This window comes from Kribbella sancticallisti (assembly GCF_039530625.1).
Classification (GTDB): Bacteria; Actinomycetota; Actinomycetes; order Propionibacteriales; family Kribbellaceae; genus Kribbella; species Kribbella sancticallisti.
The window spans coordinates 1-14,352 of record NZ_BAAAOS010000010.1; the positions used below are offsets into that span (position 1 = coordinate 1).

Genomic DNA, 14,352 nt, shown 5'->3' on the forward strand with positions numbered 1-14,352 from the left:
ACGCCCGGCGTCACTCACACCTGCCCAAACTTCAAACTTGACTCCCCGCGCGAAAGCTAGACGGTGCCCACACCTGTCGTCTACTTCTTCGGTAGGGCCGCGGCGAGCAGTTGGGCGAGGTGGAGTGGGCGGCGGGTGGTGCCTTGGGTGATCTGGGTGCGGCAACTGAAGCCGTCGGCGAGGATCGGGGTGTCTGGGTGCGCGGCGCGGACGGCTGGGAGGAGGACGCGCTCTCCGACGGCCTTCGAGAGGTCGTAGTGGTCATGCTCGAAGCCGAAGTTGCCGGCTAGGCCGCAGCAGCCTGCGTCCGGGACGACTGCGTTGATGCCTGCGGCTGCCATCAGGGTCTTGTCGGCGTCGAAGCCCAGTACTGCGTGCTGGTGGCAATGCGGCTGGACCAGCGCCTCTCCCCCGACATGCGGTGGTTCCCAGCCGGACTGCGCTAGGAACTCGGCCAGCGTGTACGTCGAAGTAGCGGCCGCGGTGGCGCGGTTGTCGCCGTGCAGAAGTTCCGGGGCGTCCTGGCGCAGGGCGGCCGTGCAGCTCGGCTCGAGCCCGACGATCGGAGTACCGGCTGCCAGGTGGGGCGCGAGGACTGCCAGGGAGCGGTTGAGGACTCTCTTGGCGACGCCGAGTTGGCCGGTGGAGATCCAGGTCAGGCCGCAGCAGACCTGCTTGTCGGGGAGGATGACTTCGTAGCCGGCCGCTTCGAGCACCTCGACTGCCGCCTGGCCGATCTCCGGCGCCAGATACTCGGTCAAGGTGTCCGGCCAGAGGACTACCTTTCCGCGCCCGGCCTCGACATCCTGCTTGCCTCTGGCAAGGAACCAGTGGGTGAAGGTCTGCGCGGCGAACTCGGGTATCTGGCGCTCGCTCGCGATCCCTCCCAGTCGCTTCACCAGCCTCCACCGCGCGAGCCGGTTGACCAGTCCCGGTGCGGTACTGGCCAACCGCGACCACAGCGGCAGCCAGCCCATCGACCAGTGCGACAACGGCCGCGCCCACGGCCGCCGCGCGTAGTGGTGATGGGTGAATTCCGCCTTGTACGTCGCCATGTCCACGTTCACCGGGCAGTCCGACTGGCACCCCTTGCACGACAGGCAGAGATCGAGCGCATCGCGTACCTCGGTCGAGCGCCACCCGTCGGTGACCACGTCACCCTCGAGCATCTCCCAGAGCAAATGAGCCCGCCCGCGGGTGGAGTGCAACTCCTCCCGCGTGACCTGGTAGCTCGGGCACATCACCCCGCCCGAGGTCTGCCGGCACTTGCCGATTCCGACGCACCGCCGCTGCGCCTGCGCGAAGTCGTGGTCGTCGTTCTCGTACGCGAACACCGTCAGCAACTTCCGGTGCTTGGCCGGACCCGCGTGCCGGATGTGCTCGTCGAGCCGCGGCGGGTCGACGATCATCCCGGGGTTCATCACCCGGCCGGGATCCCAGATGTCCTTCAGCTCGGCGAACAACCGTACGCCGTCGGCGCCGTACATCCGGGTCAGCAGTTCGGATCGCGCCCGGCCGTCGCCGTGCTCGCCCGACACCGATCCGCCGAGCTCGACGACCAGATCGGTCGCCTGCTCCACGAACTCCCGGTACGTCGTTAGGCCGCGCGGGCTGAGCAGGTCGAAGTCGATCCGCATGTGCATGCAGCCCTCACCGAAATGCCCGTACGACGCTCCGGACAGCCCGTGGCGTCCGAGGAGTTCGTCGAGTCCGCGGAGGTATGCGCCGAGTCGTTCGGGCGGGACTGCCGCGTCTTCCCAACCACCCCAGGCTTCGGCACCATCGGCTCGGCGGGTGGCCAGCCCCGCGGCGTCGGTGCGGCATCGCCAGAGCACCGCTTGCGCCTTCGGATCGGTCACCAGTGACGCGGTCGCCGGGGAACCTGAGTCGCGAAGCTCCTCGAGCATCTTCTCCGCCGCACTCGCCGCGTCGGCTTGGTCGGTGCCACCCAACTCCACGAGCAGCCAAGCCCGCCCTGCCGGCAGGCCGGCCCGCACAGCAGCCTCTCTGACCTCAGCGGGCAGTCGCTCCACCAGGTCCACGTTGATCGACTCCATCGTCAACGGCCCATGCCGGAGCACCACGGGAACACAGTCAGCCGAAGTGATCGAGTCACCGAATCCCAACACGCACAGCACCTTTGCCGCCGGCAACGGAGTCAAGGCCACCGTCGCTTGCAGGGTGGCGGCGAACCCACCTTCGCTGCCACACAGCAGCCGGGCGACGTCATAGCCGTGCGCAGGCAACAACCGGTGCAACGCGTACCCGGAGATCTGCCGACTGAACTGCCCGAACCGCCGCCCGATCAGCAGTTCATGCCGGTCCACGAACGCCTGAAGGGCCCGATGAAGCTCGCCTTCGCGCCCTGGACGAGAGGCGTAGTACTGGCGCCTGGCGTCAGAGCCGGACCGGTCGGCGCGGACGTCCGGGGTGTCCACGGTGAGTTTCGTGCCGTCGGCGAGGATCAGGTCGAGGGTGCGGAGGTTGTCGGCGGTGGTGCCCCAGGCGACGGAGTGCGCGCCGCAGGCGTTGTTGGCGATCATGCCGCCGAGGGTGGCTCGGCTGCCGGAGGAAGGGTCAGCGCCGAAGGCGAGACCATGGGGCTTCGCGGCCTTCAACAGTTCCGTGAGGACTACGCCAGGCTCGACGATCGCAGTACGGGCTTCAGGGTCGATGGCGAGGATCTGGTTGACGTGCCGGGAGGCGTCGATGATCACGCCGCCGATCGCGTTGCCGGCCATCGAGGTGCCGCCTCCGCGAAGTGTCACGGGCGCACCGGCCGCCGCCGTGAGCGCGACCGCCGCCGCCAGATCGTCCTGATCCGCCGGTACGACGACCAGGTCCGGGACTGCTCGGTAGTTCGAGCCGTCGGCGGCGTACAGGGCTCGGCTGCGCGCGCCAGTGTCGACGGACCCTTTCAGGTGGCCACGCAGCTCAGCCGCGAGCCGCGTCACGTCGTACTGGCTCACCGGCGGCGTCATCGTTGCACGCTCCCTACTAGGGTTAGCATTGTCGACAATCTACCCATTCCGGAGGATCGATGGTCACCGTGGGGCTGCTGTACCCCGGGCACAGCGCCGAGGACGACTACCCAGCGCTCGAGGCTCGGCTCGACGGGGAGGTGCGGCTGCCGGTGGTGATCACCTCGGTCGGCGAGGACGCGCACCGGGTGGACGCGCTGCTCGATCTCGGCCGGGCCGAGCGTCTCGCCGAGGGCGCTGCCGAACTCGCCGCCGCCAAGCCCGACGCGGTGATGTGGGCGTGCACGTCCGGCAGCTTCGTCTTCGGCCCGGAGGGAGCCCGGAACCAGGCCTCCGGCGTGGCGGCAGCGCTCGGCGTACCGGCTTCCTCCACGTCCATCGCGTTCGTCGACGCCCTGAACGCCCTCGGCGTACGACGGGTCGCGATCGCGGCGTCGTACCCCGAGGACGTGGCGCGGCACTTCGTCCGGTTCCTCACCGCGGGCGGCGCCGAGGTCGTGTCGATGGGCAGCCACGGGATCATCACAGCGGCCGAGGTCGGCACGCTCGAACCCGACCGAGTGATCGCGATGGTCCAGGCGGCCGACCACCCGGACGCCGAGGCCGTGCTGGTGCCCGACACGGCGATGCACACGCTCGCCATCATCGACGACCTGGAGTCGGCCGTCGGCAAGCCGGTCCTGACCGCGAACCAGGTCACCGTCTGGAAGGGCCTGCAGCTTCTCGGCCCGGTCCCCGAGTTCAAGGGGCTGGGCTCGCTCTTCGCCGCCGCTGGAGGGGGAAAGTGACGAACTACATCGAGCCGTTGGTCCAGGAGTCGACGCCGAGCATCATCGCCGACAAACTGCGCAAGGCCATCGGTCACGGGGAGCTCAGACCCGGCATGCAACTCGGCGAGGCCGACCTGGCCCGCAAGCTCGGTGTCAGCCGCGGCCCGCTGCGCGAGGGCATGCAGCGGCTGACCCAGGAAGGTCTGCTGGTCGCGATCCGCAACCGCGGCCTGTTCGTCGTCGACATGACGCCCGACGACGTCCGCGACATGTACCTGGCCCGCGAGGCGATCGAACGCGCCGCCGCCCACAAGATCCTGGCCGGCGACCACAGAGCCGCCGGCACCGTGCTGCTCGGCGTGGTGGCGGAGATGGCGGCGGCGACCGACCCCGCCGAGGTCGGTGAGGTCGACATCGCCTTCCACGAACGCCTGGTCCAGCTCGCCGCCAGCCCGCGGTTGTCGCGGATGCACCAGACCTTCATCACCGAGACCCGGATGTGCATCCACGCGCTGGAGGAGACGTACTCCGCCTCCGAGGTCCGCGTCGAGGAACACCGAGCCCTGGCCGAGGCCGTCCAGTCCGGCGACCCCGACCTCGTGGACCGGCTGCTCACCGCCCACATGGACGACGCCATCACCCGCCTGACCACGCGCTAGTACTTTCCGACGCAGGGCATTGGCTCACTGCTGGACCGGGGCGAAGAACTCGAGCTGGATGTTGTCCTGGTCACGGAACACCAGCACCGAGGCGTACGGCTCGTCCGCGATCGGCGACTGCGTCAACGGCTTGTCGGCCGTGTCGCTGCGGATCACGCCGTGGGCTTCGAGATGGTCCTGCCACTGCTCGAGCTCGGCCCGGGAGCCGACCGAGAAGCCCGCATGGTCGAGCCCGGTCGTCGTCTCGTCACAGAGCCGGCCGTCGTTGGTCTCGTGCCGGTGCAGGGCGATCATCAGGCGATGGTCGGCGTCGGCGAGGATCCGGCCGACGCCGCCGCGGTGCGGGAGGTCCATCACCGGGTGAACGTCGAAGACCTCCTCGTACCACCGGACGCTGGCGTCCAGATCGGTCACGGTGAGGGCGAGGTGGTGGAGCGTGGGTTGACTGACGGTGGACATGAGGTGCCCCTTCAGGAACTGGTCTCCCCGGTCGCGTAGCGAGCGAGGAACATCTGGGTCACGTCGTCGACGAGCCGGGTCCACCGGTCGCCACCAGGCTCGTTGGAGACCTGCTGGTCGACCAGGCCCGTCGTCACGGCGGTCCAGATGTCGAGGTGCCGCGGATCGTGCACGCCGTTGCGTGCAAGGAGCTCGCGGGTGACCTCCAGGGCCCCCACGGCGAGCTCATAGGACTCCGGCGAGGGGGTGAAGCCCGGCACGGAACGCTGGAACAGCAACTGGTAGCGAGGCACGTCGTCGACACAGAACCGGACGAAGGCCTCAGCCTCCGTGAACAGGTCCCGGCGCGGGTCGTCGGTGACCGGCAGCCCGGCCTTCACCTCGACGAAGCTCCGCGCCGCCTCCGCGAACATGGCGTCGAAGATCGCGTTCTTCGACTCGAAGTACGCATAGACGGTCGGGGTGGTGATCCCGGCCCGCCGGGCCAGCTCCCGCAACGACAGCGAGGCCAGCCCGTCCTCCCGCACCAGCTCCCAGGCGGCCGCCAGAACGGCCGCGCGGGCGCTCTCCCGCCGCGCCTCGCGCCAGTTCCCCGCCTCCTTCTTTAACATAGTCAGTATTATTTGCACGCTGTATAAATCTTGTCAACGGGTCATCGCGATACCGATGTACTTCGTCTCGAGGAACTCGTCGATGCCGACCGATCCGCCTTCGCGACCGAGGCCGGACTGCTTCACTCCGCCGAAGGGAGCGGCGGGGTTGGAGACGACGCCCTGGTTGAGGCCGACCATGCCGGTGTCGATGGCTTCGGCGACCCGGAGGGCGCGGCGGAGGTCGTTGGTGAAGACATAGGCGACCAGCCCGTACTCCGTGTCGTTGGCGGCGGCGATCACCTCGGCCTCCGAGCCGAACGGCGTGAGCGGCGCGACCGGGCCGAAGATCTCCTGGCCGGCCATCGCGGCGTCCCGGGGTACGCCGGTGAGCACGGTCGGCGGGTAGAAGTATCCGTTGCCAGGGGCAACCTCTCCGCCGGTCAGCACGGTCGCGCCGCGGGCCACCGCGTCCGTGACCAGCGACTCCACCTTCGCCAGCCCGGCCTCGTCGATGAGCGGACCGACCGTCACCCCGTCCTCCGTACCGCGCCCGACGGTGAGCGCCGCCATCTTCGCGGCCAGGCGCTCGCCGAAGTCGCCGAGGACGGATTCGTGCACGTAGATCCGGTTGGCCGCGGTACAGGCCTCGCCCATGTTGCGCATCTTCGCCGCGATCGCGCCGTCGACGGCCTCGTCGAGGTCCGCGTCCTCGAAGACGATGAAGGGGGCGTTGCCGCCGAGTTCGAGCGAAGTACGCAGTACCTTGTCGGCGCACTGCTCCAGCAGGACCTTGCCGACCCGGGTGGAACCGGTGAACGACAGCTTGCGAGCCAGGCCGGATCGAATCAGCGGCTCCATCACGCCGCCCGCATCCATCGCGGTGACGCAGTTGACGACGCCGTTCGGCAGCCCGGCCTCGACCAGGATCTCCATCAGCGCGAGCATCGACAGCGGCGTCTGGTGGGCCGGCTTGATGACGCTCGTGCAGCCGGCCGCGAGCGCGGGTCCGAGCTTGCGGGTCCCCATCGCCATCGGGAAGTTCCACGGCGTGATCAGCAGACACGGCCCGACCGGCTGGCGGGTGATCAGGAATCGCGCGTTCCCCGCCGGCGCGGTCTGGTAGCCGCCGTCGATCCGGACCGCCTCGGCCGCGAAGTGCCGGAAGAACTCGGCGGCGTACGCGATCTCGCCGCGCGCCTCGGCCAGCGGCTTCCCCATCTCCAGCGTCATCAGCAGCGCCAACTCGTCGACGCGCTGGTGCAGCAGGTCAAAGGCCGCCATCAGTACGTCGGCGCGCTGCCGCGGCGCGGTCGCCGCCCAGCCGGCCTGCGCCGCGACGGCCGCGTCGAGCGCGGCCCTGCCATCCGCAGGTGTGGCATCCGCGACCGAGCACAACGTCCCCCCGGTCGAAGGGTCCACGACCTCGAACGTCCCCCCGTCCACCGCGTCGACCCACCGCCCGTCGATGAACAACCGCTTGGCGACGGCCTCGACCACCTTGGCCTCGGCGGGAGCGAGTTCGGTCATCGGTTACCTCCTCGGAAGACAGCCCGTTGACAGCGCGACCACACGGGATACGCTGATTGTCGACAATCTACCAGTCCATCGAGCAAGGGGAAGCCCGTGGCCGAGCTCTCGCAGGTCCTCAAGCAGGCAACCGGAGTCGTCGCCGCACGCGGTGAAGGCGTGCTGCTGTACGACGAGGACGACCGCCGCTACCTCGACTTCACCGCGGGCATCGGCGTGACCAGCACCGGGCACTGCCATCCGCGGGTGGTCGAGGCCGCGCAGAGGCAGGTGGCGACGCTCATCCACGCCCAGTACACGACCGTCATGCACCGGCCGCTGCTCACCCTGGTCGAGCGGCTCGGCGAGGTGCTGCCCCAGGGTCTGGACCGGATGTTCTTCGCGAATTCCGGCAGCGAGGCGATCGAGGCGGCGCTCCGGCTCAGCCGCCAGGCGACCGGCCGGCCGAACGTCATCGTGTTCCACGGCGGCTTCCACGGCCGGACCGTGGCCGCGGCCTCGATGACGACGTCCGGGACGAAGTTCCGCTCCGGCTTCAGCCCGCTGATGGGTGGCGTCCACGTCTCGCCGTTCCCGGACCCCGGCCACTTCGGCTGGCCGGTCGAGCAGGCGACGGACTTCGCCCTCGCGCAGCTGGACTACGTACTGCAGACCCTCAGCACTCCGGCCGACACCGCCGCGTTCTTCGTCGAGCCCGTGCTCGGTGAGGGCGGCTACGTCCCCGCCAACGAGCGGTTCCTCACCGGACTCCGGGAACGCGCCGACGCCCACGGGATCCTGCTGGTACTGGACGAGGTGCAGACCGGCTTCGGCCGGACCGGGAAGTTCTGGGGCGGCGACCACTTCAACGCCCGGCCCGACATCCTCGTCACCGCGAAGGGCCTGGCCTCCGGCTTCCCGCTGTCCGGGATCGCGGCCTCGTCCGGCCTGATGGAGAAGGCGTGGCCCGGCTCCCAGGGCGGCACGTACGGCGCGAACGCGGTCGCCTGCGCGGCCGCCATCGCCACCCTGGACGTGATCCAGGACGAGCACCTGGTGGAGAACTCGGCCGAGCGCGGCGATCAGTTGAAGCAGGCCTTGCAACTGGTGGCCGACAAGCACGAGCAGATCACCGACGTCCGCGGCCTGGGTCTGATGATCGGCAACGAGTTCCGCGACGCCGACGGCAAACCCGACCCGATCATGGCGGCCGCGGCCCAGCAGGAGGCAGCCCGCCGCGGCCTCCTGCTCCTGACCTGCGGCGCCTGGAGCCAGGTCGTCCGCTTCATCCCGGCCCTGGTCGTCGACTCCACCGAAGTCGACGAGGCAGTCGCGATCTGGTCCGACGCGGTGAACGCCGTCCTCGGCTGACGACGGTCCGCCGCGATACTGCGGGAAGGCATCGTCACCTGCCCGCCACCGACCGGGCCGGCGATGTCGGTTGACTCTGACACCGTGTCAGCCCTTAGACCTTGGCCATGACCGAGATCGAGTTCAGAAGTGCCGGAGAGATCGCCGCCGGGATCCGCGCCGGCCTGGTGTCGTCCCGAGAGGTGACGGAGGGGATGCTGGCCCGGATCGCGGCCGGCTCGGCGGTGAACGCGGTGGTGGAGACGCGCGCTGAGTACGCGTTGAAGGCCGCAGACATAGCCGACCGGACCGTCGGCACCGGGCCACTGCACGGCGTACCGATCACCGTGAAGGAGGCCTTCAACGTCGCGGGCCTGCACACCACCTGGGGTCATCCCGAGTTCGCCGACCATGTCGCGAACTCCGACTCCACCGTCGTGCGACGACTGGAGGACGCGGGCGCGATCGTCGTCGGCAAGAGCAACGTGCACGAGATGCTCGCCGACTTCGGACAGACATCCAACGAGGTCTACGGCCGGACGAACAACCCGCACGACCTCACCCGTACGCCGGGCGGCTCGAGCGGAGGTGGCGCCGCCGCACTCGCCGCGGGGATGACCTATCTGGAGTACGGGTCGGACCTGGCCGGGTCGATCCGGCTGCCGGCGGCGTACTGCGGGGTCTACGGCCTCAAGCCGACAGCGGGCGTCGTACCGCTGAACGGGTTTCAGCCGCCCGGTCCGCCTGTCCTCGAGACCGAGTTTCCCCACCTGTCGAGCGTGGGGCCGCTCGCCCGCTCAGCAGCCGACCTGCGCACCGCCTTGGAAGTCACCGGCGGGCCGACGAACGACGCGATGTACTGGGAACTGCAGCCGCCCCGGCACCTGCGACTCGCCGACTACCGCGTCGGCGTCGTGCTCGACCACGAGTACGCCCCGGTCACCAGCGAAGTCGGTACTGCGCTCTCCGACGCCGTCGACGACCTCGCCCGACGCGGCGCCAAGATCGTGGACGGCTGGCCAGCGGACGTGGATCCGGCCGCGCAGGCCGAGGCGTTCGGCTTCCAGGTGGGCTTGTTCTTCGCGCTCAACGGCGAGAATCCGGACTTCACCAGCCTGGCGGAGGTGGTCGAGCACGAGCAGCGGCGGATGCGGACCAGGGCGACCTGGCAGCGCTACTTCGACGATGTCGACGTCTTCCTCTGCCCCACCAGCTTCACGGCCGCCTTCCCGCACGACGACCGCCCCTTCGAGGAACGGACGATCGACGGTACGCCGTACGCGGCGCAGGGCTTCTGGATCTCGCACGCCTCGCTCACCGGGCTCCCCGCGGTCAGCATGCCGATCGGGCCGACGGCCGGAGGTCTGCCGGTCGGCGCCCAGGTGATCGGGCCGTTCCACCAGGACGACACCGCGATCACCTTCGCCGAACTCGTTGCTGGTTGACTCGGACTCATGTTCGCGATCGGGGACTTCGCCAGGCACGGCCGGGTGTCGGTGCGGATGCTGCGGCACTACGACGCCATCGGCCTGCTCCGCCCGGCCCACGTGGACGAGTCGACCGGCTACCGCAGCTACCAGGCCGCCCAGCTTGCCGACCTGAACCGGCTCGTCGCTCTCAAGGATCTCGGCTTCACGCTCGAGCAGGTGCGGACGATGCTGGCCGACGAGATCAACCTGACCGAGGTCCGGGCGATGCTCACGCTCCGCCGGGCCGAGCTCGAGTCCGAACTGGCCGACGGCGCCGCGAGGCTCGCTCAGGTGGAGTCCCGGCTGCGGAGCATCGAGCTCGGCGACGATGCACCCGCGGTGGTGCTGAAGGAGTTGCCCGCGGCCCGTTTCGTCGCGTTGCCGAGCACCGCTGCCAGTTTCACCCCGGACGACATCGGGCCGGTGATCGGCCCGCTCTGCGCCGAACTCGGCCGTCGGTTGCCTGAGGCAACCGGAGTCCGGCCGTCCGGGCGGTTGACCTGCTTCTACCAGGCGAGCGGGGACGAGGTCGCGGTACAGGCCGCGGTGGAGGCCGCGGTCGATCACGGCGGGGAACTGAACGGCCTGGCCGTGGTGGATCGGCCTGTCACGCTCGCCGCGACGATCGTGCACCGCGGCCGGATCGACGACGTACTGCCGGCCTGGCAGGCGCTGGCCCGCTGGATCGACGACAACGGTCACCGTTCCAGCGGGCCGGCGCGCGAGCTCTACCTGGACTGCCCGGAAGACCCCGCCCAGTGGGTCACCGAGTTGCAGGAACCGATCGTCAGGTCTTAGCCGGTTCCAGCGCGACCGGCGGCAGCGCCTCGCTCGTGCCGGGCATCCCGGTGCCGTTCAACGGGCAGCGCGTGGTCTCGGGGACCTTGACCAACGCGACGGCACCGATCACGCACGCGGCCATCATGTAGAACGCGGGCGTCAGCGCGTTGCCGGTCTCCGACGTCAGCCAGTCGTTCACGGCGGGTGCGGTACCGCCGAACAGCGAGGTGGACACGTTGTAGGCGATGGCGAACCCGGCGTACCGCACGTGGGTCGGGAACATCGCCGGGAAGGTCGCGGAGATCGTCGCCAACTGCGGCACGTAGAGCAGCCCCAGTACCGCGAAACCGACCACTGCGCCGAGCAGGTTCGTCCCCATCAGCAAGAACATCGGCGTGCCGGCGACGAACAGCCCGACGAGCGAGAACCACCACAGCGGTTTTCGGCCGACCCGATCGGACAGCCGGCCCGCGAACGGCAGGAAGACCATCATCGTCAGCATGCCGATGATCGGCACGATCAGCGACTCGTCCGAGTTGAGCCCGATCTCGCTCTCCAGATAGGTCGGCATGTAGGAGAGCAGGGTGTAGTTCACCACGTTCAGCGCGACCACCATGCCACCCAGGCGCAGGATCGGCCTCCAGTAGCCGGCCAGCAGATCCCTGAACTGCGTCGTGGTCCGCTCCTCCTTCTGCCCCTTGGCCTCCAGTTCACGAAACACCGGCGTGTCCTCGAGCCGCGACCGCAGGTAGACGCCGACCAGACCGAGTGGCGCGGCGACCAGGAACGGCAGCCGCCAGCCCCACGAGTGCATCGCGTCGTCGCCGAGGACCAGGGAGAAGCCGAGCATCAACAAGGCGCCGAGGGAGAAGCCGGCCAGCGTGCCGAACTCCAGGAAGCTGCCGAGGAAGCCCCGCTTGCGGCTCGGCGCGTACTCCGCCATGAAGGTCGCCGCGCCGCCGTACTCCCCACCGGTGGAGAAGCCCTGGATCATCCGCAGCAGCACCAGCAACACCGGCGCCCACAGCCCGATCGAGTCGTACGTCGGGACGAGTCCGACGCACAGGGTGGCTCCGGACATCAGCAGGATGGTGATCGCCAGTACGTGCTTGCGGCCGAGGCGGTCGCCCAGCGGTCCCCAGATCAGCCCGCCCAGCGGCCGGACCAGGAACGAGACCGCGAACGTCATCAGCGCGAGCAGCGTCGCGCTCTCGGTGTCACCGGGGAAGATCGCGGCGGAGATGTAGGTGACGCCGTAGGCGTAGATGCCGTAGTCGAACCACTCGGTCGCGTTGCCGATGGCCGAGGCGGCGATGGCTTTCTTCAGCACTCCCGGGGGCGGATCGGTCTCCACCGTCGGCGGCTGCGGATGTTCGGAGCCCACGGCGTCCTCCTCATGTCAAACGAACGCTCGACCGCGCATTCGTAGTTTTGTTGACAATCCGAAGGTTAGCCATGTGCGCTAGTGAACAGCAAGGACCAACGACCCTTACTTCTCAGCCATCGAGGCCAGGCCGGCGACGATCACCTGGATGCCGAACTCGAAGCGCTCGTCGCCGGAGCCGCCGGCTGTCAGCGCGGCCGCCAGTGCGACGGTGAAGGGGAACTTCTCCGCCGGAAGCCCCTGGAAGAACTCCCGCAGTTCGCCGACGAACCGGGTGATGTCGTCCTCGGTCCACTCCCAGGCACGCTGCACGCTCTCCTCGAACGCGGTCGCCGTCACGTAGAGCGGAATCAGGTCGACCGCCCAGGCCGCGGCCTGGTCCGGCACCTTGCCGGCCTTCAGGATCGCCAGGAAGTGCTCAGTGCTCTCGAGCGCTCGCTCCCCCAGCGGCACCTGCCCGATCGCGGCCCGGGCGACGCCTGGGTAGGACCGCATCACCTTCAGCATCGAGCGCATGCCGTCCTTGAGTTGCTCCTGCCAGTGCTCGGGATCCGCCTCGGGGAACTCCAGATCCTGGGCGGCCCGGTCGACCAGCAACTGGTCGAGTTCCTTCTTGTTCGCCACGTGCGCGTACAGCGAGGCGGGACCGGTGTTCAGCGCCTGGGCGACCTTGCGCATCGAGACCGCCTCGTAGCCCTGCTCCACCAGCAACGACATCGCAGCGTCGACGATCCGCTCCCGCGAGAGCGGCTCGCGGACCGGACGGGCGGGCTTCTCGGGACGGATCGGCTGCCACGGCGACTGGTTCATGGCCCCACTGTAGCGAACGCCGTACTTGACAAGAACAGCGTTCGTACATAAAACAGTGTTCGACAACGAACACTGTTCGAATTTGAGAAAGGGGCGCCATCGATGAGCACCTCAACCACCACCCCACCCGAGCCGGTGCAGCCGGCGCCCGCCGGCGCGACGCCGTACCGGTGGCGCTGGATCGTGCTGCTGACCGTGCTGGTCGCCGAGATCATGGACCTGGTCGACGCGACCATCGTGAACATCGCGGCGCCCTCGATCCGTGCCGAACTGGGCGGCTCGGAGGCCGCGCTGCAGTGGATGCTGGCCGGCTACACGCTGACCTTCGCGATCGGGCTGGTCTCCTTCGGGCGGCTCGGCGACCTGGTCGGCCGGCGCCGGCTCTTCGTCATCGGCGCGGCCGGCTTCACCGTCGCGTCGGTGGTCTGCGGCCTGGCCACCTCACCGGAGATGCTGATCGGCAGCCGGATCGCGCAAGGCCTGCTCGGCGCGGTGATGATTCCGCAGGGGTTCGCGATCATCAAGGCGGTCTTCCCGGCCGAGGAGATCGGCAAGGCGTTCAGCCTGTTCGGCCCGGTGATGGGCCTGTCGGCGGTCGCCGGACCGGTGATCGCCGGACTGCTGATCGACGCGGACTGGTTCGGCGCCGGCTGGCGGATGATCTTCTTCATCAACGTGCCGATCGGCCTGCTGGCCCTGTTCGGTGCGCTGCGTTATATGCCCGAGGTGAAGACGGCGGGCGCGTCCCGGCTCGACCCGCTCGGCGTGATCCTGGTCAGCCTGGCCTCCGGACTGCTGATCTACCCGCTGGTGCAGGGCCGGGAGCTCGACTGGCCGGCTTGGTCGATCGCGATGCTGATCTCGTCCATCGGGGTTTTCGCGCTGTTCGGCCGGCGGGAGCGCCGGTCCGGAAACCCGGTGATCGACCCGTCGCTGTTCCGCAGCCGGGGGTACGTCGCGGGGCTCGGCGTGATCAGCACGTTCTTCCTCGCGATGTCCGGTTTCCTGCTGGTGTTCAACCTGTTCACCCAACTGGGCCTGCACTACAGCCCGCTGCGCGCAGGCCTCGCGATGGTGCCGTTCTCGCTCGGGATCGCGATCGGCGCGCCGCTGTCCGGCGGCCTGCTCGCGCCGCGACTCGGCCGCAAGGCGCTGCAACTCGGGATCGTGGTGATGGCGCTGGCGATGGTCGGCGTGTGGTTCACCCTGCACCTGTACGGCGACCAGACCACGGTCTGGAACCTGGTCCCGGCCACGTTGGTGACGGGGATCGGCGCGGGCATGGTGTTCGCCCCGCTGTTCGACATCATCCTGGCCTCGATCGACGACCAGGCGGCGGGCTCGGCGTCCGGCGTACTGACCGCGATGCAGCAGTTCGGCGGCGCCATCGGAGTGGCGGTGATCGGCACGATCTTCTTCCAGCTCCTGCCGTCCCACGAGTTCCTCGGCGCCACCAAGTCGGCCACCCTGGTCGCCGTCGGCTTGTTCGTCATCAGCCTGCTGGTCTCCTTCCTCCTCCCGAAGAAGGCCCGGGAAGGCGCATCCGTTCACTGACCCCCATCGCCGGGCATGGCAAAGCCCCGCTCACCGG

Annotated in this window: 12 protein-coding genes; 6 read left to right on the plus strand and 6 right to left on the minus strand. The window is 69.1% G+C overall.

Going from position 1 to position 14,352, the window contains the following annotated elements; translation table 11 throughout:
* Window positions 1-80: 80 nt before the first annotated feature.
* On the minus strand, window positions 81-2,981 hold the full coding sequence (locus ABD255_RS06380; RefSeq protein WP_344210797.1) for an FAD-binding and (Fe-S)-binding domain-containing protein: 2,901 nt from the start codon (window positions 2,979-2,981) through the stop codon (window positions 81-83).
* A 59-nt stretch (window positions 2,982-3,040) separates the two neighbouring features.
* On the opposite strand from ABD255_RS06380, the gene ABD255_RS06385 reads away from it, so the two are divergent.
* Together ABD255_RS06385 and ABD255_RS06390 are read left to right on the plus strand one after the other, a co-directional pair.
* On the plus strand, window positions 3,041-3,769 hold the full coding sequence (locus ABD255_RS06385; RefSeq protein WP_344210799.1) for a maleate cis-trans isomerase family protein: 729 nt from the start codon (window positions 3,041-3,043) through the stop codon (window positions 3,767-3,769).
* Window positions 3,766-4,410, plus strand: a complete 645-nt coding sequence (locus ABD255_RS06390) for a GntR family transcriptional regulator (protein ID WP_344210801.1) — start codon at window positions 3,766-3,768, stop codon at window positions 4,408-4,410. Before ABD255_RS06385 ends, ABD255_RS06390 begins: the two co-directional genes overlap by 4 nt.
* Window positions 4,411-4,434: 24 nt before the next feature.
* On the opposite strand, the gene ABD255_RS06395 is transcribed toward ABD255_RS06390, so the two are convergent.
* The 3 genes from ABD255_RS06395 to ABD255_RS06405 are packed head-to-tail and all read right to left on the minus strand — an operon-like array spanning window position 4,435 to window position 6,989.
* The gene (locus tag ABD255_RS06395) at window positions 4,435-4,869 is read right to left on the minus strand and encodes a VOC family protein (protein WP_344210803.1); all 435 of its coding nucleotides are present in this window, start codon (window positions 4,867-4,869) and stop codon (window positions 4,435-4,437) included.
* Window positions 4,870-4,880: 11 nt separating this feature from the next.
* Window positions 4,881-5,480 carry a TetR/AcrR family transcriptional regulator gene (locus ABD255_RS06400; RefSeq protein WP_344210805.1) on the minus strand — a complete coding sequence of 200 codons (600 nt, stop codon included), beginning with the start codon at window positions 5,478-5,480 and terminating at the stop codon, window positions 4,881-4,883.
* Between the two features lie 33 nt (window positions 5,481-5,513).
* Window positions 5,514-6,989 (minus strand): NAD-dependent succinate-semialdehyde dehydrogenase, encoded by a 1,476-nt coding sequence (locus ABD255_RS06405; RefSeq protein WP_344210807.1) that lies wholly within the window; start codon window positions 6,987-6,989, stop codon window positions 5,514-5,516.
* 96 nt (window positions 6,990-7,085) lie between these two features.
* Here ABD255_RS06405 and ABD255_RS06410 point away from each other — a divergent pair, with 96 nt between their 5' ends.
* The 3 genes from ABD255_RS06410 (at window position 7,086) to ABD255_RS06420 (ending at window position 10,585) form a co-directional block, all read left to right on the plus strand.
* Window positions 7,086-8,339 carry an aspartate aminotransferase family protein gene (locus ABD255_RS06410; RefSeq protein WP_344210809.1) on the plus strand — a complete coding sequence of 418 codons (1,254 nt, stop codon included), beginning with the start codon at window positions 7,086-7,088 and terminating at the stop codon, window positions 8,337-8,339.
* A 107-nt stretch (window positions 8,340-8,446) separates the two neighbouring features.
* On the plus strand, window positions 8,447-9,763 hold the full coding sequence (locus ABD255_RS06415) for an amidase family protein (RefSeq protein ID WP_344210811.1): 1,317 nt from the start codon (window positions 8,447-8,449) through the stop codon (window positions 9,761-9,763).
* Window positions 9,764-9,772: 9 nt separating this feature from the next.
* Entirely contained in the window at window positions 9,773-10,585 is an 813-nt protein-coding gene (locus tag ABD255_RS06420; protein ID WP_344210813.1) for a MerR family transcriptional regulator, read from the plus strand.
* Here ABD255_RS06420 and ABD255_RS06425 read toward each other — a convergent pair.
* Window positions 10,575-11,951 carry an MFS transporter gene (locus ABD255_RS06425; RefSeq protein WP_344210815.1) on the minus strand — a complete coding sequence of 459 codons (1,377 nt, stop codon included), beginning with the start codon at window positions 11,949-11,951 and terminating at the stop codon, window positions 10,575-10,577. The genes ABD255_RS06420 and ABD255_RS06425 overlap by 11 nt on opposite strands.
* A gap of 105 nt (window positions 11,952-12,056) precedes the next feature.
* Complete coding sequence (locus tag ABD255_RS06430) at window positions 12,057-12,761, minus strand: TetR/AcrR family transcriptional regulator (protein WP_344210817.1); 705 nt, start codon at window positions 12,759-12,761, stop codon at window positions 12,057-12,059.
* 102 nt (window positions 12,762-12,863) lie between these two features.
* Here ABD255_RS06430 and ABD255_RS06435 point away from each other — a divergent pair, with 102 nt between their 5' ends.
* Window positions 12,864-14,315 (plus strand): MFS transporter, encoded by a 1,452-nt coding sequence (locus ABD255_RS06435; RefSeq protein WP_344210819.1) that lies wholly within the window; start codon window positions 12,864-12,866, stop codon window positions 14,313-14,315.
* Window positions 14,316-14,352: the final 37 nt, after the last annotated feature.

What these genes read in the sequence shown, in the direction of transcription:
- ABD255_RS06380 (WP_344210797.1), bottom strand. Translation starts at nt 2,981, where the DNA reads ATGACGCCGCCGGTGAGCCAGTACGACGTGACGCGGCTCGCGGCTGAG.
- ABD255_RS06385 (WP_344210799.1), top strand. Translation starts at nt 3,041, where the DNA reads ATGGTCACCGTGGGGCTGCTGTACCCCGGGCACAGCGCCGAGGACGAC.
- ABD255_RS06395 (WP_344210803.1), bottom strand. Translation starts at nt 4,869, where the DNA reads ATGTCCACCGTCAGTCAACCCACGCTCCACCACCTCGCCCTCACCGTG.
- ABD255_RS06400 (WP_344210805.1), bottom strand. Translation starts at nt 5,480, where the DNA reads ATGTTAAAGAAGGAGGCGGGGAACTGGCGCGAGGCGCGGCGGGAGAGC.
- ABD255_RS06405 (WP_344210807.1), bottom strand. Translation starts at nt 6,989, where the DNA reads ATGACCGAACTCGCTCCCGCCGAGGCCAAGGTGGTCGAGGCCGTCGCC.
- ABD255_RS06415 (WP_344210811.1), top strand. Translation starts at nt 8,447, where the DNA reads ATGACCGAGATCGAGTTCAGAAGTGCCGGAGAGATCGCCGCCGGGATC.
- ABD255_RS06420 (WP_344210813.1), top strand. Translation starts at nt 9,773, where the DNA reads ATGTTCGCGATCGGGGACTTCGCCAGGCACGGCCGGGTGTCGGTGCGG.
- ABD255_RS06430 (WP_344210817.1), bottom strand. Translation starts at nt 12,761, where the DNA reads ATGAACCAGTCGCCGTGGCAGCCGATCCGTCCCGAGAAGCCCGCCCGT.
- ABD255_RS06435 (WP_344210819.1), top strand. Translation starts at nt 12,864, where the DNA reads ATGAGCACCTCAACCACCACCCCACCCGAGCCGGTGCAGCCGGCGCCC.